The following is a 21,299-nucleotide window of genomic DNA, read 5'->3' on the forward strand; positions in this document are numbered from 1 at the left end:
TGCGATGCCAACGACGTTGCGCATACCGGGTCCTCCGATCGCCCATGGGTTTCGTTGAAAGATAACTGAGCATTCAGCTTCTGTTAGTTTTCGAGCATCTGCTCAATTGTCGTGGCAGGGGACCGATGATAACGTTACGTCAGATGGGGGGCACGGGGCGGCTTGCGGGGGGTAAGTGTGGTTGATCTCGCACTCTGGCTGAATCCTCTGGACGGTGACAACCCGTCGGGAGTGGATTTGCGCAACGACCCGGCTTTTCACGAGCTGGAGCGGCTGACGGAAGCACAGATCAAGGTCGTTCACGAGGGCGGCAACAAGGCTTCGCAGTCAACCATTTCGGTCGACTGGGCGACCGTCCTGCAAAAAGCCGAAGAATTACAATCGCGCGGCCGGGATTTGCGCCTTCTCGTGATCGTCACGCGCGCGCTGGCCAACGAAGAGAGGCTCGCGGGCCTCGCCCAGGGGTTGAACCTGATCGCAAGGACGTTCGACCAGTATTGGGATACGATGCACCCGGCTTTGCGCACGGCCGCCACGGGCCGCGACGCGGCGCTGCGACGCATCAATGCGCTGCTTGAGCTCCAAAACGGCCAGGACGGCCTGCTGGCCAACCTGAGGCAGACCGTGTTCTTCTCACCGCGTGCGATCGGGCCGATCAGCGGGCGAGACCTCGAACAGGCCGCGCTCGACGAGCGCGTCATGCTCCAGGAAGCTGCGTCCGGCCTGGGGGCGGCCGAAAGGGCGGCGCTGACTTCGGCCCACAACCAGATGCTGAACCGGGTACGCACGGGATGCGCGGCGCAGGCCGATCAGGACGCCGACGCCATCATGACGCTTTTGCGCGATGCGCGCGCCGCCATTTCGGCGTTGCAGGCGGTAGATGCTGCGCTCAATGCCCGCATCGACGGCAATGGTGCAGCCGTTCCGGATTTGAAGAAGTTCCTGCAGCGACTGCTGACGACGCTGGAGTGGAATACCAGTGCCAGCGCGGTCGCCAACGGTGCCGCAAAGCCTGCAGCGCAGCCGTCTCAACCGGCATCGACACCCACCCGAAATGGCCATGGAGCCGAGACGATGGCAAGTGTGGCAAACTTGGCGGAAACCAGCATCGGCCTGCCTGAGCGCCTCAATTCGCGCGACGAAGTCGTCAAATGCCTCGACCTCGTGGTCGCATTCTACGATCGCACCGAGCCGTCCAGCCCGATCCCGCATCTCGCCCGGCGCGTCCGCCGCATGGTGCATATGGATTTCGTGGAACTGATGGAAGATCTCGCCCCGTCGGGGCTGAAGGAATTCCGGCTGCTTGCCGGTGTTCCCGATCCCAAGAAGCCGGCCCAGAAGGATGAAAGGTAACAATCATGCCAGCAGAGAGCAAAGCGAAGGTCATCGAAAGAAACCGCGCCCCGCGCGTGCAGATCGCCTATGACGTCGAAACCTACGGCAGCCCGACGACTATCGAGTTGCCGTTCGTCATGGCTGTCATTGCCGACCTTTCCGGCGCCTCGCAGACCAAGGAAGCTTCAAAGTCGGTTCTGGATCGCAATTTCGTCGAAACCGACGCCAACCGCTTTCCCAAATTCATGGAAGCGATGGGACCGCGCGTGAAGGCGCGCGTGAAGAACACGTTGCCGCAAGCCGAAGGTGCCGAGCGGGACGAGGAAATGGCGATCGATCTCACCTTCTCCAAAATGGGTGATTTCGCGCCCGACAAGATCGCCGAGCAGGTGCCGCAACTGGCCGAGATCCTCAAGATGCGGCGGCAACTCGAGGAACTGCTGGGCTTCATGGATGGCCGCGTCGATGCTGAAAAGCGCATTGCGCAGCTTCTCAACAACGAGCCTTTGCTGAGCAAGATCGCCAGCCAGGCGATGTCCGACGGCAAGGGCGAGGAGTAAGTCATGGCTGAACAGCAAAAGACCGCAGTCGCAACCGCCGAGGCGGAGGCGATAGATCTGGGTGAATTCAGCGGCCTGCTTGAAAAGGATTTCAAGGTCAGGAAGGACGACACCGAGAAGCTGCAGCAACTGGTGCGCAACCTGGCGCTGGCCGCTCAGTCCCGATCCGAGACGACGACCATCTCGTCCAACGCGATCAAGTCGATCAAGTCGCTGATCGCGGGCATCGACAAGATGCTGACGACGCAGGTCAACGAAATCCTGCATGCCCCCGAAGTGCGTGAGATGGAGGGCACTTGGCGGGGTCTCTGGTACCTCATCAACAACACCGAGACGGATACCAAGCTGAAGATCCGGGTGATGAACATCTCCAAGGAGCAGTTGGCCGACACGCTGGAAGACTATGAAGGCCAGATGTGGGACCAGAGCCCAATCTTCAAGAAAGTCTACACCGACGAGTACTCGATGCTGGGCGGCGAGCCGATCGGCTGCATCATCGGCGCCTACGAGTTCTCCAACCACCCGCGCGACGTCGGCCTGCTGCGCAACATCTCGGGTGTCTGTGCCTCGGCGCACACCCCCTTCATCGCGGCCGCCTCGCCGCGGCTGTTTCGGATGGACAGCTGGCAGGAACTGCCGAACCCGCAAGACCTGCAAATGATCGTGAACAACCCGGCCTATGCCTCATGGCAGTCGCTGCGCGAGAGCGAGGACGCCCGCTATATCGGCCTAACCATGCCGCGCGTATTGGCACGCCTGCCCTACGGCTCGGAGACCGTTCCGGTGAAGGGCTTCACCTTCGAGGAAGAGGTAAGCGGCGACCACAACAAATATGTCTGGATGAACGCCGCTTTCCCGATGGGCGTGAACATCAACCGCAGCCACAAGCTCTATGGCTGGGGAACGCAGATCCGCGGCGTCGAGAATGGCGGCACGGTGCTCAACCTGCCGGTGCACGCTTTCCCGACGGACGACGGTTCGATTGCGATGAAATGCCCGACCGAAGTTGCCATCGACGACCGGCGTGAGGCGGAACTGGCGAAGCTCGGCCTGATGCCGATCTTGCACCGCAAGAACACCGATCTCGCAGCCTTCATCGGGGCGCACTCGCTTCAGGACGACGAGACGCGTGCCGGGCGTCTGGTCGATCCCGACGCCCAGTCGAACGAAAGGCTGAGCGCCAACCTGCCCTATCTCTTCCCGGTCTCGCGTTTTGCGCATTACCTCAAGGCGATCGCGCGCGACAAGATCGGCTCGTTCAAGGAACGCACCGACATGGAGACATGGTTGACCGAATGGATCAACCGCTACGTGCTGGCCAATCCCGCCTTTGCCGACGACAAGGCGCGAGCCAAGCGACCGCTTGCCGCGGCCGAGGTTCAGGTCGACAGCGTCGAAGGCAGACCCGGTTACTACAACGCCCGTTTCTATCTGCGTCCGCATTACCAGTTGGAGGGCATCAACGCCTCGCTGCGGTTGGTGTCGGAACTGCCGTCCGTGAAGGGCTGAAGCGCAGCGAAGTCATCATCCTGTTTCATTTGAAAGCGGTGGAGAAAGACAATGCCGACCACAGACAGAAGCGATGCTCCTTCAATGAAGATTGATGGTTTTTTGAAAGTTCCCGACATCAAGGGGCCCAGCAAGCGCGACGGGCATGAAGACGAGATCGAAGTGCATGGCGTCGATTACAAGATGATGGCGCCTTATGATCCGAATTCGCTTTCGCGACGCGGCCGTGTGTCGATGGGAATGATCAAGTTCTTCAAGCACTACGACAAGTCGTCGCCATATCTGAAGAAGGCGTTGTTCGAGAACAAGGCTCTCGACGAGGTGGTGTTTTCGGCACGGCGTACCATTGACGGCGAGACCAGCGACTATCTGGTCGTGACGCTCACCGACGCGTCGATCATGGAATACGACATGCGGCAGGCTCCCGACGAGGCGGACCTGATCGAGGAAGAAGTCAGCTTCGCCTACAAGAAGATCAAGTTCGTCTACGACAAGGACGACGAGATCGAAATGGACGTTTATGTCGGCAAGTGAGACCAGGCGGCCTGGCGCGAGAGCGCAGCCTGGCGGCAGTTCGCGGGCAAGGCGCGAGGCGGTCCAGCCTTCCCTTTGGGATCGCCTCGTCAACGACTTGCCTGGGCTGACGTCGGAGATCGAGGGGCTGCGCCGTCTCTTGGATGAAGAACTCGGCGCCGAGCGCGTCGAGGGTCTTCTTGCCGGCAGCGCACGCGCTATCGACGCCGACGCCGAACTCACATCCGAGCAAAAACGGCGCCTGCACCGGCTGGTCTTCCAGAGCCAGCATCGCGCCGAGATCGAAGGCCGCGGCGTGGTCGTTTCGGCACGCGTGTTGAGAGAGGCCGTGCGCCGCGACATCGAGGCCCTGTTCAACACCGAGCGCTTCGAATCCGTACCGATGCTCTCCGACGCCGAACACGAACAGCCCCTGGACGAACTGCCCTCGCTCACTGACTTTCCGCAGGTGCGCCGAAGCGTGGTCAATTTCGGGGTGCCCTCTTTTTCCGGCCGTTCGTCGCGGGATTTCGAGCGCGATTCGCTGGCACGAGAGATCCGCGCGGTGCTGGCCACCTTCGAGCCGCGCCTGAAGGAGAGTGCCACGATCGTCAACGTCACGCTCGGCGACAAAAACATCGGCCTGAAGATCGAGATCGACGCGGTGCTGATCATGGCCCCCACACCGGAGCGTATGCGGCTGCGCACCACGATCAATCTCGACAACGGGCTGGCACGAACCGAATTCAGGGAGACCTGAGATGGATCGGGTCTTTGTGGAGTATTACGAAGAGGAACTGACCCATATCCGCGCCCTGGCGGCGGAATTCGCAGACATGCATCCGGCGGTCGCCCGCAATCTTTCCCTCGACACGGTCCCATGTCCCGACCCTTATGTCGAACGGCTGCTCGACGGCGTCGCCTTCCTGGCGGCGCGGACCCGTCTGAAGGTCGACGCGGAGCGCTCGCGCTTCTCGCGCGCAGTGCTCGATGTGCTTTATCCCGATCTGGTCGCGCCGGCGCCGGCGACGGCAATGGCGGTCCTAAAACCCGGCCAGCAAGTGCAGTCGATGCTCGCAGGTCACGCCATCGCGCGCGGCACACGGCTGGTCTCTGCCCTGCATCCAGGGCTTTCGACACGCTCCACCTTTACCACCGCGCAGGAGGTGACGCTGTGGCCGATCGCCGTCACCTCGGTCAGCTATCTCCAGGATCGCAGCGCGCTCGCCGCCGCCGCAATCGCGCCGATCGGCGGCGTGCGCGCCGAGGCGGCGTTCCGGGTAACGCTCGCCCGGACAGGAAAAGGAAAGCTCAGCGACTTGTCGCTCGACCGTCTCGACCTTTATTTCGCCGGGCGCGCCAAGGCGCCGGTGCTTTTCGATGCAATCTTCGGCGCCTGCTCGGCGCTCGGCGCGCGCGCCCAGGGCAAGGCCAATCCGCTATCAGCGCTGCCCGAGCCCGAAATGATAGGCATTCGCGACGACGAAGCGTTGATGCCACGAACCCGTACGACCTTCGAGGGCTACCGGCTGCTGCGCGAATATTTCATGATCCCGGAGCGCTTCCATTACGTACGGGTTGCTGGCCTCCAGCCGGTGGTGCGCACATGCGAGGCGGCGATCGAGATCATCTTCCTGTTCCGGCGTGCGGTGCCAGAACTCGCCGATGTGACGGCTGCCGATTTCGAGTTGTTCGTGACGCCGGTCATCAATCTCTTCGAACGCGAATGCAACGACATCGAAATCGATCCGCGCAAAACGCGTCAGGTGCTGCATGCCGACCGCACCCGGGCGCGGGATTTCGAGATCTTTCGGGTCACACAAGTCGAGGATGCCGACGCCGAAAGCAGCGAGGCGACGATTCCCGAATTGTTCAGCCTGGGGCAGAACCGCGGCAGCGGCTGGGTCTATTCGACCGAGCGGCGTCCGCGCCGGGCCACCGAGGACGAGCGGCGCGACGGCCTGACCCGCACCTCCTACACCGGCGACGACGTCTTTATCGCCGTCTCGCGGCCGGCAGGAAGCGTGCCAAACCGGCTGCTCAAGCGTCTCGGCATCGTGGCGCTTTGTACCAATCGCGACCTGCCGATCCTGGACGACACGCCGACGCTGACGCTGGAGACGGCAGATCCAGTCGAAGCGGTTCGCTTGCTTGGAGCGCTGCGGCCGCCGCAGCCGGCGATCCCGGCATCCCTGCCGGGCGGCGCTGAAGGCGAATCGCGCGCCGACAATCTCGCCTGGCGTCTGGTGGCCCAGCTCTCGCTCAACTTCCTCAGCCTTGCCAAGCAAGGCCGGGGAGTCGATCCGCTGCATGCCTTGCTCGACCTCTATGCCGATCGGGGCGATCCGGCCCTTGCCCGCAACGTGCATTCGATCGTGCGCATTGATTCGCGCCCGGTGATTGAGAGGCTGCAAATTGACGGGCCAATGTGTTTTGGACGCGGCACCGAGGTAACGCTGCATGTCGACCAGTCCGTGCTGGCGGGGCAAAGCTCACTGCTGCTTTCGGCCCTGCTTTCGCGGCTGTTCGCCCGCCATGCGGGGATAAACGGTTTTGTGCGGACCCGTACGCGGTTGCTGCAGAAGCAGGAGGATGTGCCATGGCCGATGACGCCCGGCAATCGCTACCTGATCTAGCGCAGCCCGCAACGGTCGCGGCCGAAATGTTGTCGGAGGACTTCGACTTTTTCGAGTTGCTGCGACGGCTGGAGCAGCGCCGCGGGTTGTTCGGCCATTCCGGAACGGCCGAGCGCGAGCCGGCGAGGCTGGGCCAGCATGTGCGTCTGAGCTTCTCGGCGCGCGACGTCGTCAAGTTCCAGGAGGGCGGGGACAAGGCCCTGGCAAGGGTGACCGTCGCCAATCTGGGGCTGCTTGGACCGGAAGGACCGATGCCGCTGCATCTGACGCGCTGGGTGCTCGACCGGCTTTCGCAGCGCTGGTTCACCGGAGCCGATGCCGAGCAGACCAGCGACACGACTTTCGTCGATTTCGTCAACATCCTGCAGCACCGCATGATGGCGCTCTACTACCGCGCCTGGGCCGACGCGCATCCAGCGGTGCAGGTCGAGCGTTCCGTCGGCGGGCGCGTTCGCGCCATGCTGGAGGCCATGTCCGGCATCGGCCTGCCCGGCACGCAGGATCCCGAACTCGACGCTGTGCGACTGCGACAGGCTGGGTCGCTGGCCAGTCAGGTCGACGGCGTGGAGCGGCTTACTTTGTTCCTTGCGACCGCCTTCAAGGTTCCGGTGCGGATCAAGGAGTTCGTTGCCGCCTGGATCACCATTCCAATGGCATTGCAGACGCGTCTCGGCAAGGCCTATGCCGGACTTGGACGCGGCGCGACGATCGGGCCGCGGGTGTTCAGCCGCCAGAGCAGGATCGAATTGCGCGTCGGTCCGTTGAGCCTCGACGAGTTCAAGTCGTTCTTGCCTGGCGAGCGGCGTCTCGGCCTGTTCAAGAAGGCGGTGCGCGATATGATCGGCGAGGCGCTCGATGTCGATTTGCGCATCGTGCTGGCGCGCGATGCTGTACCGCCGCCCCGGGTCGGGACCGTCCAGCTTGGCCGCACGGCCTGGCTGGATCGGCCCGCAAGTATGGGCGACGCCGACGATCTGAGATTGCACACTATCGTCGGCTGGCGGCCGGAAATGCCGGAGGCGGCCGCATGAGCCTGCTGCTGACCCTGGAACAGGGCCCCCGCTCGCAAGTCGTCCGGCAGAGCCGGCTGGAGGAGGGCGAGTTGGTGATCGGGCGCAGCGCCGATGCGGGCTGGCAGATCGACGACCCGGACATGTTCGTCTCGCGCGCGCATTGCACGATCAAGGGCGACCGGGACGGCTATTTCGTGACCGACACATCGAGCAGCGGATTGTTCGTCGATGAAGCCGACAGCCCTCTTGGACCTGGCAGGTCGATGCGGCTGAAGAACGGCATGCGGCTGCGCATGGGCGACTACGTGTTTCACGTCGAGGTTCAGTCCAAAATGAGCCAGACCGCAGTCGGCCTGGCCCCGGCCGCCAGCCATCCCATACCGGCGTGGTCGCCTCCGGGAGCACGAACGCCGGCCAGCATCGGCGGCGATGACTTCTTCTCGGTCAAGATCGAGGAAGAACCGCGCAAGCCCCGCCCGGCGGATCTGCCAAACCCGTTCGAGCAGCCTGTCCCTGCGGCTTACGATCGCGCATCGAACCAGCGCAGTTCGCCTGCCTTCGATGACCCGTTCAGCCTCGATCCTGTGGCCACGCCGCAGGCCGGTGACGGCCCGGCTGCGGGTCAGCCGGATCCGTTTGGGCTGGGTGACATGTCTTCGCGCAACGATGCGTCCTGGCAGCCGGTGAAGCCGGCCAGCTTCGATGACGACTTCAGTTTCGGGCCCCCCGCAACGCCGCCTGTCACCAACGGCGCTGATCCGCTAGGACGCGGCCAGCACCAGGTTGAAAAGCCGCGCGCCGACAATCCTTGGGACATGCCGGTGCAGGCAGCCGCATCGCCGGCGCCGCGCCGCGCCGCGCCAGCGTCGAAGCCGGCGCCCGCTGCGCAGCCAGCGCCAAGCGATATGGCGCTTCGTGCCGCGTTCTTGCGCGGCATAGGCGTCGAGGAGGCTGATTTTCCCGGGCGCGATGCGATCGCCGAAATGGAAAAATTCGGACGTGAATACCGGCTGATGCTGGATGGCCTGATGCAGCTGCTGCGCAAACGCGCCGAGGAGAAGGGAAGCGCGCGCGTCGCCCAGACTGTGGTCGGCGTCTCCGAGGTCAATCCGCTTAAATTCCTGCCCACGGTCGAGGATGTCGTCGTCACCATCATCTCCGAACGCAGCCCGGGCTTTCTCTCAGGCGAGGCGGCGATCAGCGACGCGGTGAAGGACCTTGCACAGCATCACGTACGCGCCTGGCGGGGCGTTCAGGCGGCACTTCGGCGCATGATCGACCGTTTTGATCCAGCCGCCATCGAAGAAGAGCTCAAATCCAATTCCGCCATCAGCAATCTGCTCTCGGGCGGGCGCAACGCCAAGCTGTGGGAGCTCTATCAGAGACGCCATCGCGACATCGCCCAGAGTGCCGAATCGAGTTTCCTGGGCGAGATCGGCGCAGACTTCAGGGACGCATATGAGGAGGAGTAGAACATGATCGACAGACGCGAATTCGTCGTTGCCCTCGGCGCTGCGGGGCTACTTGCGGCTTGCCAGAGCGGCCCGCCGAAACCATCGGTTATCTCCGTCAATGTGACCGGCGGTGCGGGGATGAATCCAGGGCCGGGCGGCGGCGATCGGCCGGTAACGGTGCTGGTGATGCGGCTTGCCAGCACCGGCAAGTTCAACTCGGCCGACTATTTCGCGCTGCAGGGCGACGCGGGCTCGGCCCTCGGTGCCGACCTCATCGGCTCCGACGCGATCTCGGTTGCGCCTGGCAAAACGGTGGCCAAGACCATCACGGTCGAGCCGAATGCGACGGCGCTCGGCTTCGTGGCGCTGATCCGCGAGCCAGGCGGACGCAACTGGCGCACCACCAAGTCGGTGTCGCCAGGGTCGAAATTCACCGTCAACGTCAGCCTGGGCAAGGGCGGCATTTCCGCCTAGCGGTAAGGCAGCATATAGTTGCATGCAGAAAGTAGCGGCATGAGCGATGCAAACAGGGTGCTGTGGTCGGAGGGCCTGTTTCTCAGGACCCAACACTTCCAGCAGCAGGATCGGTTCTTCGAAGGCATGGTGCGCGGCGCATTGCGGGCCGGCCAGCTCCATACTTTCGGGTTCCAGCAACTGGCCCTCGACCAGTCGCTGCTCGACGCCGGTCAGGTTTCGATCGTGTCCGCCCGGGGCATTTTCCCGGACGGCACGCCTTTTTCCATTCCCGACCTGATGGATGCGCCGAAGCCGCTACCGGTCACGCCCGACACGGGCGCCGGGCCGGTGCTGGTCGCACTGCCGCTCGAGCCCCCCGGAGGCGTGGGATTCGACCCGGCGCATGCGGCCTCGACGGGCGCGCGTTACCACGGCAAGATCGTATCGGTGCGCGATGCCGTCCAAATTGGCGGCGATCCCGAGGAGATCGAGATCGCAAGGCCGCAAGCGGCGCTGCTTGCGCCCGGCAAATCGGTCGGCGGCTATACCGCCTTGCCGATCGCCGACATAAAAGGTGTACGCGCCGACGGCGGCATCTCGCTCGACGAGACGTTCCTGCCGCCGACGCTGATCACCGGCGCGGTCCACTGGTACAGGCAATTGCTGCAGGAGGTCGTCACCGGCCTCGAGCAGATCGGCGAAGCGCATGGCAAGATGGTGATGGGCGGCGCCGGCCGTAGCGTCGAAGACCTCTTGATGCTGCACCTGGCCAATGCCGCTCGCCCGCGCCTTGCCCATATGCTGGCGCAGAATGTCTTTCATCCCGCCGAACTCTATCTCGAACTTGCCGGACTCGCCGGCGAGATGGCAACCTACGGCTCGAGCTCGCGCCGGCTCGGCGACCTGCCGGCCTACGACCACATGGCCCCCGGCCCCGCCTATATGGCACTGGCCGACGCCTTGCGTTCGCTCATCCTCAGCCTGCGCTACATCGAACCGAAATCGCGCGCGCTGCCGGTGATGCGGCACGCAACCAATGTCTGGAAAGTACGCATCGACAACCCCAAGCTTTTGCTCGCCAGCCGGATCGTCATCCGCGTCGGATCGGAGCTTTCGGAAGACGCGCTGCGCAAGATCTTCGTCAACCAGGCGACAGTCGGCGCCGCGGACCAGTTCGAAGGGCTTTGGAAGTCGCGCCTGCCGGGCATCCCGCTCAAACCGCTCCATTCGCAGCCACGCGAGATTCCCTATGATGGCGACCGGCTGTGCCTGGAGCTCGATCAGAAGAGCGAGCATTGGGCCTCCTTGCTGGACGCGCCCGGATTCGTCATTGGGGTGTCGGGTGTCCTGGACAGCGAGCCCCAGGTCGACTGCTATTCGGTGAACAGGTGATGAGCCGGGATGATCCTTTCGGTCTGTCGGAGGATCGCGAGCGCACGCGCATCAGGCTGGCGGGCGTTGCGCCGCGACCGCTCGCGCCGCTGACGCCAGGCGCTCCGGTCAAGAGGGCGCGCTTCCATCCCAACCCGCTCATCAACATCTTCGCGCCACTGCTCGAATTCGCCCCCGAGCTCGAAAGCGCTCTGGCGCCGGAAAACCCCGAAGCAATGCGCACACGCCTGCTCGACGAGTTGGTTCAGGCGCGCGACGCCGTTATGGCAGCGGGCTCCTCGCTGGAGCGCGCCGATCAGGCGGCATGGGCCGTGGCGGCATTGCTCGACGACCTTGCGCTCAACACGCCATGGGGCGGCGCCAGCGCCTGGCCGCGCCAGCCGCTGGTGGTCATGCTGCGTGGCGACGTCGATGCCGGCACCCAGTTTTTCACCCGCCTTGACGAGCTGGAGCGCCATCCCAACCGCGACCGCGAGATGCTGGAGCTTCAGTATTACTGCCTGGCGCTCGGCTTCCGCGGCAAGTATCGGGTGCCCGGCCGAGCCGGGGACCGCTCGCTCAATGGCGTGCGTGTGGCAGCCGTCCGCGTCCTGCGCAATGCGGACGCGGACGCCGCGCCGCTATCGCCGAACTGGAAAGGCGTAATCGCTTCCGACGAGCCACAGCGCTTCATCGTCCCGATATGGGTGATGGCCCTTGCTGCAATTGCCATCGCCGCCGCCGCTTATATCGGCCTATCGATGAGCTTGAGCAGCCTGGCGGTTGAATTGTCCGCACTGGTGCGCACCCTGCCGCCGGCATCTCGCGCGGACGTTACCCGCGCCGCACCAAAGCAGGATGCGCCCGAACCTGAGCCGCCACAGGCGGTCGATTTCGCGCTTTTGCCCGCATTCAAGGCTGAAGCGCCGGCAAGCCTCAAGGGCGCGCTCAGCGGCACCGAAAGCGTCTCGCTGGCCAAGCTGATCATTCAGTCCTCCAACCCAGAGCTCTTCCAGTCCTCGCGGCCGACACTGTCCCAAGGTTATGAGCCGCTGATCGCCTCGATCGCCAAGGTGATCCTCGCCAACCAGGAGCTGACTGGAAAGATCACCATCATCGGCCATACCGATAATGTGCGCCTACAGCGGTCCAACCCCCTGGCGAGCAACCAGCGGCTTTCGGAGGCACGCGCCCAGACCATAGGGGACCTCCTGGTGCAGGCTGGCGTGCCACAGGCGCGCATCCATTCCGAAGGCCGCGCCGACACCGATCCGGTGGCCGACAACTCGACGCGCGAGGGCCGCGCGCTCAACCGGCGCGTTGAGGTCCTGGTCGAGAAGAGGCTCTGAGATGTTCATCCTGCGATTCCTGTGGGCGGTCATCACCTCGCGATTTCTGTGGACCCTGATCGGCATTGCACTGCTTTCGCTGTTGATCTGGGTGTTCGGCCCGATCGTAAGGGTCGGTCCTTACGCGCCATTCGAATCCGACAATGTGCGCATCGCCATTGTCGCCGGACTGATCATCTTATGGCTGATCTGGCTGATCATCGCGCAACGGCGCGCCATCCGCGCCAATCGCATGTTTGTCGCCGAGATCGCAGCTCCCGTAGCCGAAAAACAGCTCACCCCTGGCGAGGAGAGCGTTGCAGCCGTCGGCGCCAAATTCGGCGAGGTGATGGCCGAGCTCAAGCGGCGCAAGCTCGGCGGACGCAAGTTCCTGCGCGAGATGCCGTGGTATGTGATCGTCGGACCTCCGGCCACCGGCAAGACCACGGCGTTGCGCCAATCGGGTCTCAATTTTCCAATCGACCTCACCGATGATTTGCAAGGCGTTGGCGGCACGCGCAATTGTGACTGGTTCTTCTCCGAAAACGCGGTGCTGATCGACACCGCGGGCCGCTACGTCCAGCAGGAGAGCCAGCCGGAGGTCGATGCCGCGGAATGGCTGGGCTTCCTTGACCTCTTGAAAAAGCACCGCGGCCGCCGAGCGCTCAACGGCGTCATTGTCGCCCTGTCGATCGACGCGCTCTCGGAGGGCGAGGAAGCGATCAAGGCGCACGGCCGCAAGATCCGCCGCCGACTGGCCGAGCTGAATGATCGGCTGGAGATCCGCCTGCCCGTCTACCTGATGCTGACCAAGGCAGATCTGATCAAAGGCTTCGAAGCCTTCTTCGGTGGCTTGTCGACAAGCGCGCGCGAGCAGGTATGGGGAACAACCTTTCCGCTCGAGGCCCAAGTCAACGCCGGCACGATCCAGGCGGAGCTATCCAGGCTCGCCACCGAGCTGGAGCGGAGGTTGGTGCCACGCCTGGAAGACGAAGACAAACTCGCCTCGCGCGCCGAGATCTTCCGCTTTCCAGCCCAGCTGGCGAGCCTCGGCGAGCCGATCAAGACATTGATCGAGGCAATATTCGGCGAAAGCCGCTATGAGGAAGCCGCCTGGTTGCGCGGCCTTTATCTAACATCGGCGACCCAGGAAGGCGCTCCCATCGACCGGCTGACCGCGGCGTTGTCGTCCTCCTTCGGCCTGCCGCCGCGCCGCGCCATGCCGGCGGCGCGGGTCGAGAGGCGCAGCTTCTTCCTCAGGAACCTTCTGACCGAGGTTATCTTCAAGGAGGCCGGCCTTGGTACGTTCGATCCGCTGGCGCAGCGTCGCCGCGCCTGGATCTGGCGCGGGGCTGCCGCCGCCTGTGCGCTCGCGGCTCTGCTGGCCGGCGGCCTGTTCACCTGGTCCTACCTCGACAACCGCAATGCGATCGCCGAACAGGCTGGCCAGTTCGAAGCCCTACAGCGGCCGCTCACCGAGGTGGCCGCCATGCCGGCTGCGGTCGAGCAGCCGACCTTGGATGGCGCGCTGGCGGCGATGGGCGCAGTCGCGACGGCACGAACGCCGCCGCCAGACGGCGTCCATAACCTGCTCGGGCCGACCGCGTCGGCGGAGTTGATGCGCGCACAGACGGATACCTACGACCATGCCCTGCGCAACGTGCTCGAGCCGCATATGGTTGCCCTGCTCGAGGCTACGATGTGGCGGCAAATCCGCGATCCGGATTTCATGCTTGGCGCGCTGAAGACGTACCGGATGATGACTGGCCTGTCGCAAATGGACACCGATTTCGTCCAGAACTGGTGGGTGAACAGTCTGCCGCAATTCGCGCCGGCGCCGCCCTTCCCCACGGCCGACGCCGAAGAGCACCAGCTTGCCGCTATCGGCCGCATGGCAGTCGATGACAGCTACATCGCCCCCGACAAGCAACTGGTCGCAGAGGCGCTGAAGACTGTGTGCACGATCTCGCTGCCCGAGCGCGCCTACAGGCAACTCCTGGCCGACCCGGAAGTAGCAGCCGTCAAGGAATGGGTGCCGGCCAATTTCGCCGGGCCGAACGGCGCCAAGGTGTTTGCGCGCCGTTCCGACAAAACACTGCGTGTTGGCGTTCCGGGCCCCTATACCTATGCCGGGTTCCATGACGCGATCCTCGACCGAGTCGAGGATGTCGCCGGCCAGGCCGCGTTGGACCGAGCGGTGTTTGCCGGCGGCTGCGCGGAGAATTCGGAGACGTCGGTCTCGGCCCTCTCCCAGGACATCCTGAAGCTCTACTACGACGACTATATCGCGCAGTGGGACTCTTTCCTGCGGGACATGCGGCTTTCACCGCTGACCGATCTCAACGTTGCCAGTGAGAACCTCAAGGATCTGTCAAGCGCCGACTCCGCGCTTAAGCGCCTGTTGACGGCAGTGGTGCAGGAGACTGACCTCACCCGCTCCGACGAGGCGCCGGCCGAGGGCCAAAGCGGCGCTGCCGCCAAGACCGGTTCGAAGCTGCTGAGCAAGCTTGGCAAGCTCGGCAAGGTGGTGACCTCAGGCGCCAAGCTCCTGCCTCGCGCCGGCTCCGCCAACCAGGTGGACATGACCGGCAGCCTGGTGGCTGACCATTTCAAGCCGCTCAAGGGCACCATCGCACAGGTCGACGGCCAGCCGCCGGCGCTCGACGCGGCGATCGTCGCGCTTACGGCGCTGTCGAACGTTCTGCAGACGGTCACCGCCAATCCCAACCCGCAGGATGCGATCAAGAAGCAGGGAGGCCTTGCCGAACTGACAGGCGCGGTTGCGAGACAAGCACAGATCCTGCCCTCGCCCGTCAACGACTGGCTGGGCGGTATTGCCGGCGACACCAGTGGCCTGTCGCAGAAGGCTGTAACCAACGAGCTCAATGCCATCTGGAGGGCCGACATACTCCCCTTCTGCCAGGCGGCGCTCAACAACCGCTATCCATTCAGCGCCGACAGCGCGGTCGACGTTAATGTGCGCGACTTTCAGCGCCTGTTCGGGCCGACGGGCCTGATCGATGCTTTCATCAACGACCATCTGATCAACTACGTCGACACCGCCAGCGAGCCGTGGAAATGGCGGGCCGATTTCGGTCTCGACCCGGCGGCGCTCGCAGCCTTCGAGCAGGCCAGGCATATCCGCGACGACCTGTTTCCAGGCGGCACCGGCCCGGTGATGAATTTCACCCTCGAACCCAAGGACCTCGCACCCGGCGCGGCGCGGGTTACGCTCAACCTCGATGGCCAGAACCTCGTCTACTACAACAATGCCACCCGGCCGCAGCCGATGACGTGGCCCGGCAAGGACGGCACCGGGGTGATCTCGCTTGCCTTCCAGCCGGTCGACGGCTCGCCTGAAGTGATGCTCAACGAAACCGGCAGCTGGGCCTGGCTCAGAATGCTGCGCGGCGGCCGCTTCGCCGCGACCAAGCTCACCGACGTCTACAGCCTGCGGCTCGGCACGAAGGGGATGTGGGCCGACTTCGAGCTCAAGGCGGCCAGCGTCGAAAACCCCTACACGCTCGAAATGTTCAAGAAATTCACATGTCCGCCGCAGATCTGATCGTGCCCGGCTTTTACGGCAAGATGCCCGCCACCGGCGATTTCGTGACCCGGCGGCTGCCGGCGGATTTCGTGCGTGGATGGGACCGCTGGCTGGCGCAGCATATCGTGCCGCTGTTCGGACTTGAAACCTGGCCGCAGCACATTGCGCTGCGTTTCCTCAGCGGGCCTGGTTCCTTCGGCGCCGCGGCCGGCATTGTACTGCAAAGCACCGACAAGGTCGGCCGGCAATTTCCACTGAGCGTTGTCGCACGTCTTGATGAAGCACCGCTGAAGCTTGCTTATACCGATGCCTGGTTCGAAAATATCGAAAAAGCTGCCTTCGCCGCGCAACGGGGCGAGATGACGCCGGACGAGCTCGACGCGGTGCTGGCCAGCCTACCCGCGCCGGTCGTCGATGGCGAGGGCGATGTCATCGACGATCTCGTAGCGTGGACGGCGCGTACGGATATTTTCGATGTCGACCAGCTGGCGCCGCAGCCGGTGCTGGAGCAGATCGCCGCCAGCCATATGGAGGCGAGCTGATGCAGATATGGAACCAGATGGGCTATCCGCATCAGTTCACCATGGGCATGGACAAGGCCGGCCACGAATGGATCGTGGTCGTGGTCAAGGGCACTTTCGATTTTCCGACGAAGCCTGGCGGGTTGGTGCAGAAATCGGCCGAACAGGTTCCGCTGGTCATGGCCGACACGCAAACCGGCGTGCCCGGCTATTCGGCAACGTTGTGGGAGACAGACTTCGCCTTCCGCAAGCCGCGCTGCGATGTGATCGCCAATGGCTGTGCCTACGCGCCGGGCGGGCGTCCAGCCGAGCGCGTGCCGGTCGGCATCAAGGTCGGCAACTGGTCGAAGCTGTTCGAGGTCGTCGGGCACCGCGAGTGGCGCGCCATCGGGCCTTTGTTTACCGCTACGGCTCCGCAGCCCTTTCTGAAACTGCCGATTTCCTACGACGTAGCCTGGGGCGGCGTCGACCGACTGGACCCAGAGGACAAGCTTCCCGCCAGCTACAAATACAACCCGGTCGGAACCGGCTGGTCGCGCACCAAGAACCAGCGTCTAGTCCCGGGCCTGCGGCTGCCCAACACGCAGGCGGTCGGCGAGGAAGTGCGCTCACCCTTTGGGGACTACAGGCCGATGAGTTTCGGGCCGATGGGGCGCGGCTGGCCCGGCCGCATCGAATATGGCGGCACATATGACCAGAACTGGATCGACAATATTTTTCCGTTCCTGCCGCCGGATTTCGATGAACGCTATTTCCAGATGGCGCCACCTGACCAACAGATCGACTCTCCGAGAGGCGGTGAGGACGTGCAGCTGATCAATCTGACGCCGATGGGCAAGGAGGTTTTCCGCCTGCCGGCGCCGGCGTTGCAGATGACCTTGTTCAAGGAGCAGGACAAGGTGTTCGACGGTGAACTGTCTCCGGACACCATCCTGTTCGATCTAGAAAATCGACGATTCTCGCTGGTTTGGCGGTTGCAGCAGCGGCTCAAGCGCACGATCCTCGATTTTTCGGAATGCTGGATCGGGCCGCCGACGCAATCCATGCTGCGCGCACGAGGGACCGGGCGAACTTATGTCCGTGCAAACGGTGCTGACGCGGAAGAAGAAATCGAGGAGGCATGACACTCGAGCTCGACATCATTTCGATCGGCATGGTGACCGCGGTCGGTCTCGACGCCCCCTCGGCGTGCGCCGCGATGCGTGCCAAACTCGACGGCTTCCAGGAAACCCGCTTTGTCGGCCCGGGCGGCGGCTGGCTGGTCGGCGCCCCGGTGCCGCTGCCGCGCAAGTTCACAGGGGAGAAACGGCTGGCCCACATGGCTGCGGCCGCCATCATCGAGGCCTTCGAGCTCGTTCCCGAGGCACGTGGCACCGCAGCGCTCATCCTCTGCCTCGCCGAAGAAGACCGGCCCGGCCGGCTCGCCCCGGAAGCCGCACGCCTCGCTGCGCGCATCGCCGAGATCACCGGCATCGCCTCGCCGTATCGAACGCGAATCGTCGCCCACGGCCGGCCCTCCGGCCACGTCGCACTCGACCAGGCCCGTCGGCTGCTGGCCGACCGCAGCGTACCTTACGTGATGATCTGCGGCGTCGACAGCTACCTGGCGGGACTAACGATCGACCACTATCTGGCCGAACGGCGCCTGCTCACCCCAGACAACCCTAATGGCTTCATCCCCGGCGAAGCTGCCAGTGCTATCCTCTGCACCCGCCCAGGCAGCGGCACCATGCGCCTCCTCGGCCTCGGCCTGGCCCGCGAGCCGGCCTATATCTACAACCGTACCGATCTTCCTCTCCGCGGTAACGGCATGACCGCAGCCTACCGCATGGCTCTGGACGCCTCGGGGATGGAAATGCGCGATGTCGGTTACCGGATTTCGGATCTTATCGGCGAGAGCTATTTCTTCAAGCAGGCAGCGATTGCCTCGTTGCGGCTCGTCCGAGGCCATCATGGTTTCCAAGACTTCTGGAGCCCAGCTGAAAGTCTCGGCAATGTCGGAGCCGCTGTCGTGCCGATGACGGTTGGCATGGCCATAACCGCTGCCATGAAAGGCTACGACCGAGGCGATCCGGTGCTGATCGAGTCTTCGGGCGACGACGGCGCCTGCGGTGCGATGCTGTTGACCGCGGGACGAATGCCGCGGAGGCGGGTCGCCGCATGACCGTGTTCGCGAATGGGCTCGAGATCGCTTGCAAGGCGCAGACCAATCAGGTGATCGCGGCCTTTCCAGATGTCTGCTTCACGCCGCCGCAGACGCCGGCTACGCCGCCCGGCGTGCCGATTCCCTACCCAAGCTTCGGCACGGATTCCGACACGGACAAAGGGACGAGCACAGTCAAGATCGGCGGCAAGACCGTCACGCAGAAGAACCAGTCCTACTACACCAAGACCACGGGGACCGAAGCGGGGTGTGCGCCGAAAAAGGGCGTCGTCAGCTCGCAAAACACCGGCAAGGAGTACGCCGAAGCTTGGTCCGGCAACGTCAAGATGGATGGAGAGCCGATCAGCCGGTTTACGGACATCTCAACGAATAACCATGCCTCGCCGGTCGGCAATGCGCCGCCCTGGCCGAAGGTCGCGGCCGCCGACCTGAAACCCGGCCAGGACGCGGACTGCCTCGTCGGTTCCTATGATGACATCGCCGCTGCCTGCGCGAACGCGAAGCCTCCCGGCGAGGCGCATCATGTCGTTCCGGACAAGACCTGCCGCACGGGCACGCGGGACCAGGCGATTGCCGCTGAGGCGGCCGGCGCCTCGACTATCACGCGGACCTTCGGCAGGCAGAAGCGGAACATCGGCGAGCGCGTGAAGAACGCGCCGTCGATCGGTGAAGGCGTCTGCATCTGTGTCAGCAAGTCGGCGCACAAAAAGATCCACAAGAAGGAGCGGGCAGCGCTCAAGAAGCTCGGGCAGAAGGTACCGGCCAATCTGAAAGGCGCGGCCAAGAAGGCGCATATTGAGACCATGAAAAGCAACGGCACCTGGAACACCGCGAAGCTCGGTGACATTATCGCTGAGTCGAAGAAGTCGATAAGCGACATCAAGCAGGATAAGAACGGCAATCCAACGGCCGCGTGCATCGCGAAGGCGAAGGCCGCGGTAACCAGGCAGACCGCAAACATCGGGCCGAACCAGGTCGGCCGCACGTCAGGGACGCTTCCTAACAAGGCGGCGGCGAGCAAAATGCTGAACACGACAATATCATGAGCGACTACAATATCTGGGCGGCCTGTGCGCTGTCTGCCGACGGCTTCGCAATTTCGACCGGCCTGCTCGAGGACGGGCCGCAGTTCAGCAGGCTTACGCTCCACCGAGCGCCGGGCATGCCTGAATGGAACTATTTGCATTTCGAATCGACGCTCGTGTGGCTGACGAGACTCGACGGCTGGCGTCACGGGGCGTTGCTCGCGGCCCTCGGCATCGACGGCGATGTCAGCTTCGTCGGCCAGCAATTTGCCAGTGAGCAGATTCCGGATGCGGGCGCCGGCGACGACGAAGAGGGCCGTGGCTCGATGAGCCAAATTCGGCAATTGGGCGACGAACTGATTGCCTGCGGATACGGTTCGCAAGTCTATGTGCGCGACACACGGGACGCGTGGACAAGAATAGCCGGCTCGGATGACGAGGCTTTGGGCGACAACGCCTTCGAGGCCGTGGCGCGAAACGCGAATGGGGAGTGGGCGGCTTGCGGCAACACCGCCGCAGCCTTCCGTGAGCCGACCGTCGCCGAGCAAGCCGAACTCGACCGGATCGCAGAGACAGGCACGATGCCCCAATACCTTGCCGCGAAGGAGCGCTTCGAGACCCAGTTGGCAGGCGAAATCGGCTGCCTGTACGTGCGGAATAAACGCCGCTGGACGGGCGTGGACCTACCAGGCAACACCTATCTTGAGGATGTTGTCGTGCTAGAGGACGGTCGCCTTCTAGCGGCGGGCGGCGGTGGTCTGATCGTCGCAGGTCGGGATCCCCATGGCTTCGAGGATTTCTCGCAGCCGGGCTTCGCCGAGAACTACCATTCCATCTGCCTAGTCGGTGGCCGGCCCCACCTTCTTGGCGATACGGTGATCCATGTCCTCGGCAAGGATTTGCAGTTGGAAGAGGAGATTGGCCTGCCGGACGAACTGCAGAGCCCGTTGCTCATTGATGTCGCGGATGGCGTGCTCTGGTATTTCGATCACAAGGGGGTCGCCAAACGGCGGCAAAACGCCTGGGTCATCACGGATCTGCCGGACGACGTATGGGAAGAAGTGCGTCACGATGGATAATCGGGCGCGGCAGCTTGGTTAGGATCTACACCCCGTTCGCCCCGAGATATTCTCTGACCTTTTTGAGGTCCAGCTCTGTGACCGGGATCGGGCGCTTCGCCTCCAGCATGCGCACGACGAACAGCTCGCCCGCTTCGGGATATTCGGCGAACCGTTCCTGAGCGATCCGCTTGCCGTCCGGTCCCGCCACCCACAGCCCGTCCAAATGCGCCTCCAGCCGCTCGACCAGCCGCGCGAGCCGCTCAGCGTCCATGTCAGGATTCTCATCCGGGTGAAGCAGGTGCCGGTCGTAGACTGTCCACAGGAACGCCGCCATCTCCGCGTGCTGGCGCACGATTTTCGGAAGGACGGGTGCGCGCGGCATCAGTTGAGGTTGACCGAGCCACCGCGGATACGATTTGCCGCACTGGCATGGCTGGTGACATATGTGCCGCGAATGGTGATATGACCGTCTTTTTCCAGGATGATGGACGCTTTGCCGCAGCGGAGTTCGACGCGTTCCTCACCATGGATCCGCACCTGGCGCCCGTCACTGAACGCCCGCGGCCGCGAGTCGCGGGTCGGATCGACAATGCGTCCGACGATCAGCGGAAGTAGTGGATCCCCCTCCTCGAACAACAGTGCCACTTCGGAGGCGATCGCGTCCGGACCCAGCGCGACGAGGCTCTTCGCCTTGAGTGCGGTCTCCTTTGGATTGCCTGCAAATACGACCAGCGGCGCGGCTTCCTCGAAGCCCAACAGAACGCCGATAACGACACCCTCGATCCGCGATTTCAACGCAACCATTT

General features: G+C 63.8%; 19 protein-coding genes. 17 read left to right on the forward strand and 2 right to left on the reverse strand.

All coding sequences use genetic code 11. From position 1 onward, the window contains the following. The first annotated feature begins 177 nt into the window (after positions 1-177). The 17 genes from tssA to LB557_RS06775 all read left to right on the forward strand — a co-directional run bounded on the left by tssA (position 178) and on the right by LB557_RS06775 (position 20,511). Positions 178-1,353 carry a type VI secretion system protein TssA gene (gene tssA / locus LB557_RS06695; protein ID WP_140715984.1) on the forward strand — a complete coding sequence of 392 codons (1,176 nt, stop codon included), beginning with the start codon at positions 178-180 and terminating at the stop codon, positions 1,351-1,353. 5 nt (positions 1,354-1,358) lie between these two features. Next, on the forward strand, positions 1,359-1,895 hold the full coding sequence (gene tssB / locus LB557_RS06700; protein ID WP_140620028.1) for a type VI secretion system contractile sheath small subunit: 537 nt from the start codon (positions 1,359-1,361) through the stop codon (positions 1,893-1,895). Between the two features lie 3 nt (positions 1,896-1,898). Then, positions 1,899-3,404, forward strand: a complete 1,506-nt coding sequence (gene tssC / locus LB557_RS06705; protein WP_140620043.1) for a type VI secretion system contractile sheath large subunit — start codon at positions 1,899-1,901, stop codon at positions 3,402-3,404. Positions 3,405-3,488: 84 nt separating this feature from the next. After that, positions 3,489-3,938: an Hcp family type VI secretion system effector gene (locus LB557_RS06710; protein WP_181166515.1), complete on the forward strand. Its 450-nt coding sequence runs from the start codon at positions 3,489-3,491 to the stop codon at positions 3,936-3,938. Continuing rightward, entirely contained in the window at positions 3,925-4,677 is a 753-nt protein-coding gene (gene tssE, locus LB557_RS06715) for a type VI secretion system baseplate subunit TssE (RefSeq protein ID WP_224644226.1), read from the forward strand. The genes LB557_RS06710 and tssE overlap by 14 nt, the downstream gene beginning before the upstream one ends. A gap of 1 nt (position 4,678) precedes the next feature. Continuing rightward, the gene (gene tssF / locus LB557_RS06720) at positions 4,679-6,553 is read left to right on the forward strand and encodes a type VI secretion system baseplate subunit TssF (protein WP_224644224.1); all 1,875 of its coding nucleotides are present in this window, start codon (positions 4,679-4,681) and stop codon (positions 6,551-6,553) included. Beyond that, positions 6,517-7,584 carry a type VI secretion system baseplate subunit TssG gene (tssG, locus tag LB557_RS06725; RefSeq protein WP_224644223.1) on the forward strand — a complete coding sequence of 356 codons (1,068 nt, stop codon included), beginning with the start codon at positions 6,517-6,519 and terminating at the stop codon, positions 7,582-7,584. Before tssF ends, tssG begins: the two co-directional genes overlap by 37 nt. Continuing rightward, on the forward strand, positions 7,581-9,038 hold the full coding sequence (tagH, locus tag LB557_RS06730; protein WP_224644221.1) for a type VI secretion system-associated FHA domain protein TagH: 1,458 nt from the start codon (positions 7,581-7,583) through the stop codon (positions 9,036-9,038). The genes tssG and tagH overlap by 4 nt, the downstream gene beginning before the upstream one ends. Before the next feature lie 3 nt (positions 9,039-9,041). After that, positions 9,042-9,494 carry a type VI secretion system lipoprotein TssJ gene (gene tssJ / locus LB557_RS06735; RefSeq protein ID WP_140715978.1) on the forward strand — a complete coding sequence of 151 codons (453 nt, stop codon included), beginning with the start codon at positions 9,042-9,044 and terminating at the stop codon, positions 9,492-9,494. 39 nt (positions 9,495-9,533) lie between these two features. Next, positions 9,534-10,868: a type VI secretion system baseplate subunit TssK gene (tssK, locus tag LB557_RS06740; RefSeq protein ID WP_224644219.1), complete on the forward strand. Its 1,335-nt coding sequence runs from the start codon at positions 9,534-9,536 to the stop codon at positions 10,866-10,868. Further along, positions 10,868-12,196, forward strand: coding sequence for a type VI secretion system protein TssL, long form (gene tssL, locus LB557_RS06745; protein WP_224713031.1), 1,329 nt, complete (start codon positions 10,868-10,870; stop codon positions 12,194-12,196). The genes tssK and tssL overlap by 1 nt, the downstream gene beginning before the upstream one ends. Position 12,197: 1 nt before the next feature. Next, positions 12,198-15,740, forward strand: coding sequence for a type VI secretion system membrane subunit TssM (gene tssM / locus LB557_RS06750; RefSeq protein WP_224644015.1), 3,543 nt, complete (start codon positions 12,198-12,200; stop codon positions 15,738-15,740). Next, a complete protein-coding gene (tagF, locus tag LB557_RS06755; protein WP_140661229.1) occupies positions 15,722-16,264 on the forward strand; it encodes a type VI secretion system-associated protein TagF in 543 nt (180 codons plus the stop codon). Before tssM ends, tagF begins: the two co-directional genes overlap by 19 nt. Further along, on the forward strand, positions 16,264-17,367 hold the full coding sequence (locus LB557_RS06760; RefSeq protein WP_140661228.1) for a DUF2169 domain-containing protein: 1,104 nt from the start codon (positions 16,264-16,266) through the stop codon (positions 17,365-17,367). Before tagF ends, LB557_RS06760 begins: the two co-directional genes overlap by 1 nt. Then, positions 17,364-18,407, forward strand: coding sequence for a 3-oxoacyl-ACP synthase (locus LB557_RS06765; RefSeq protein WP_140661227.1), 1,044 nt, complete (start codon positions 17,364-17,366; stop codon positions 18,405-18,407). The genes LB557_RS06760 and LB557_RS06765 overlap by 4 nt, the downstream gene beginning before the upstream one ends. Continuing rightward, the gene (locus LB557_RS06770) at positions 18,404-19,453 is read left to right on the forward strand and encodes a DUF4150 domain-containing protein (RefSeq protein WP_140661226.1); all 1,050 of its coding nucleotides are present in this window, start codon (positions 18,404-18,406) and stop codon (positions 19,451-19,453) included. The genes LB557_RS06765 and LB557_RS06770 overlap by 4 nt, the downstream gene beginning before the upstream one ends. Further along, positions 19,450-20,511 (forward strand): hypothetical protein, encoded by a 1,062-nt coding sequence (locus tag LB557_RS06775; protein WP_140661225.1) that lies wholly within the window; start codon positions 19,450-19,452, stop codon positions 20,509-20,511. The genes LB557_RS06770 and LB557_RS06775 overlap by 4 nt, the downstream gene beginning before the upstream one ends. Positions 20,512-20,536: 25 nt before the next feature. Here LB557_RS06775 and LB557_RS06780 read toward each other — a convergent pair whose 3' ends face one another. Together LB557_RS06780 and LB557_RS06785 are read right to left on the reverse strand one after the other, a co-directional pair. After that, positions 20,537-20,875, reverse strand: coding sequence for a hypothetical protein (locus LB557_RS06780; RefSeq protein WP_140661224.1), 339 nt, complete (start codon positions 20,873-20,875; stop codon positions 20,537-20,539). Further along, on the reverse strand, positions 20,875-21,297 hold the full coding sequence (locus LB557_RS06785; protein WP_140661223.1) for a DUF6484 domain-containing protein: 423 nt from the start codon (positions 21,295-21,297) through the stop codon (positions 20,875-20,877). The genes LB557_RS06780 and LB557_RS06785 overlap by 1 nt, the downstream gene beginning before the upstream one ends. Positions 21,298-21,299 lie beyond the last annotated feature (2 nt).

Source organism: Mesorhizobium sp. BR115XR7A, assembly GCF_020165315.1.
GTDB classification, from domain to species: Bacteria; Pseudomonadota; Alphaproteobacteria; order Rhizobiales; family Rhizobiaceae; genus Mesorhizobium; species Mesorhizobium australicum.

Bases quoted from the DNA above. Each gene is read 5' to 3' on its own strand.
- LB557_RS06710 (WP_181166515.1), top strand. From the start codon at position 3,489: ATGAAGATTGATGGTTTTTTGAAAGTTCCCGACATCAAGGGGCCCAGC.
- tssL (WP_224713031.1), top strand. From the start codon at position 10,868: ATGAGCCGGGATGATCCTTTCGGTCTGTCGGAGGATCGCGAGCGCACG.
- tagF (WP_140661229.1), top strand. From the start codon at position 15,722: ATGTCCGCCGCAGATCTGATCGTGCCCGGCTTTTACGGCAAGATGCCC.
- tssC (WP_140620043.1), top strand. From the start codon at position 1,899: ATGGCTGAACAGCAAAAGACCGCAGTCGCAACCGCCGAGGCGGAGGCG.
- tssB (WP_140620028.1), top strand. From the start codon at position 1,359: ATGCCAGCAGAGAGCAAAGCGAAGGTCATCGAAAGAAACCGCGCCCCG.
- LB557_RS06760 (WP_140661228.1), top strand. From the start codon at position 16,264: ATGCAGATATGGAACCAGATGGGCTATCCGCATCAGTTCACCATGGGC.
- tssF (WP_224644224.1), top strand. From the start codon at position 4,679: ATGGATCGGGTCTTTGTGGAGTATTACGAAGAGGAACTGACCCATATC.
- LB557_RS06765 (WP_140661227.1), top strand. From the start codon at position 17,364: ATGACACTCGAGCTCGACATCATTTCGATCGGCATGGTGACCGCGGTC.
- tssM (WP_224644015.1), top strand. From the start codon at position 12,198: ATGTTCATCCTGCGATTCCTGTGGGCGGTCATCACCTCGCGATTTCTG.
- tssG (WP_224644223.1), top strand. From the start codon at position 6,517: ATGGCCGATGACGCCCGGCAATCGCTACCTGATCTAGCGCAGCCCGCA.
- LB557_RS06770 (WP_140661226.1), top strand. From the start codon at position 18,404: ATGACCGTGTTCGCGAATGGGCTCGAGATCGCTTGCAAGGCGCAGACC.
- tssJ (WP_140715978.1), top strand. From the start codon at position 9,042: ATGATCGACAGACGCGAATTCGTCGTTGCCCTCGGCGCTGCGGGGCTA.
- LB557_RS06785 (WP_140661223.1), bottom strand. From the start codon at position 21,297: ATGGTTGCGTTGAAATCGCGGATCGAGGGTGTCGTTATCGGCGTTCTG.
- tssE (WP_224644226.1), top strand. From the start codon at position 3,925: ATGTCGGCAAGTGAGACCAGGCGGCCTGGCGCGAGAGCGCAGCCTGGC.
- tagH (WP_224644221.1), top strand. From the start codon at position 7,581: ATGAGCCTGCTGCTGACCCTGGAACAGGGCCCCCGCTCGCAAGTCGTC.
- LB557_RS06775 (WP_140661225.1), top strand. From the start codon at position 19,450: ATGAGCGACTACAATATCTGGGCGGCCTGTGCGCTGTCTGCCGACGGC.
- LB557_RS06780 (WP_140661224.1), bottom strand. From the start codon at position 20,875: ATGCCGCGCGCACCCGTCCTTCCGAAAATCGTGCGCCAGCACGCGGAG.
- tssK (WP_224644219.1), top strand. From the start codon at position 9,534: ATGAGCGATGCAAACAGGGTGCTGTGGTCGGAGGGCCTGTTTCTCAGG.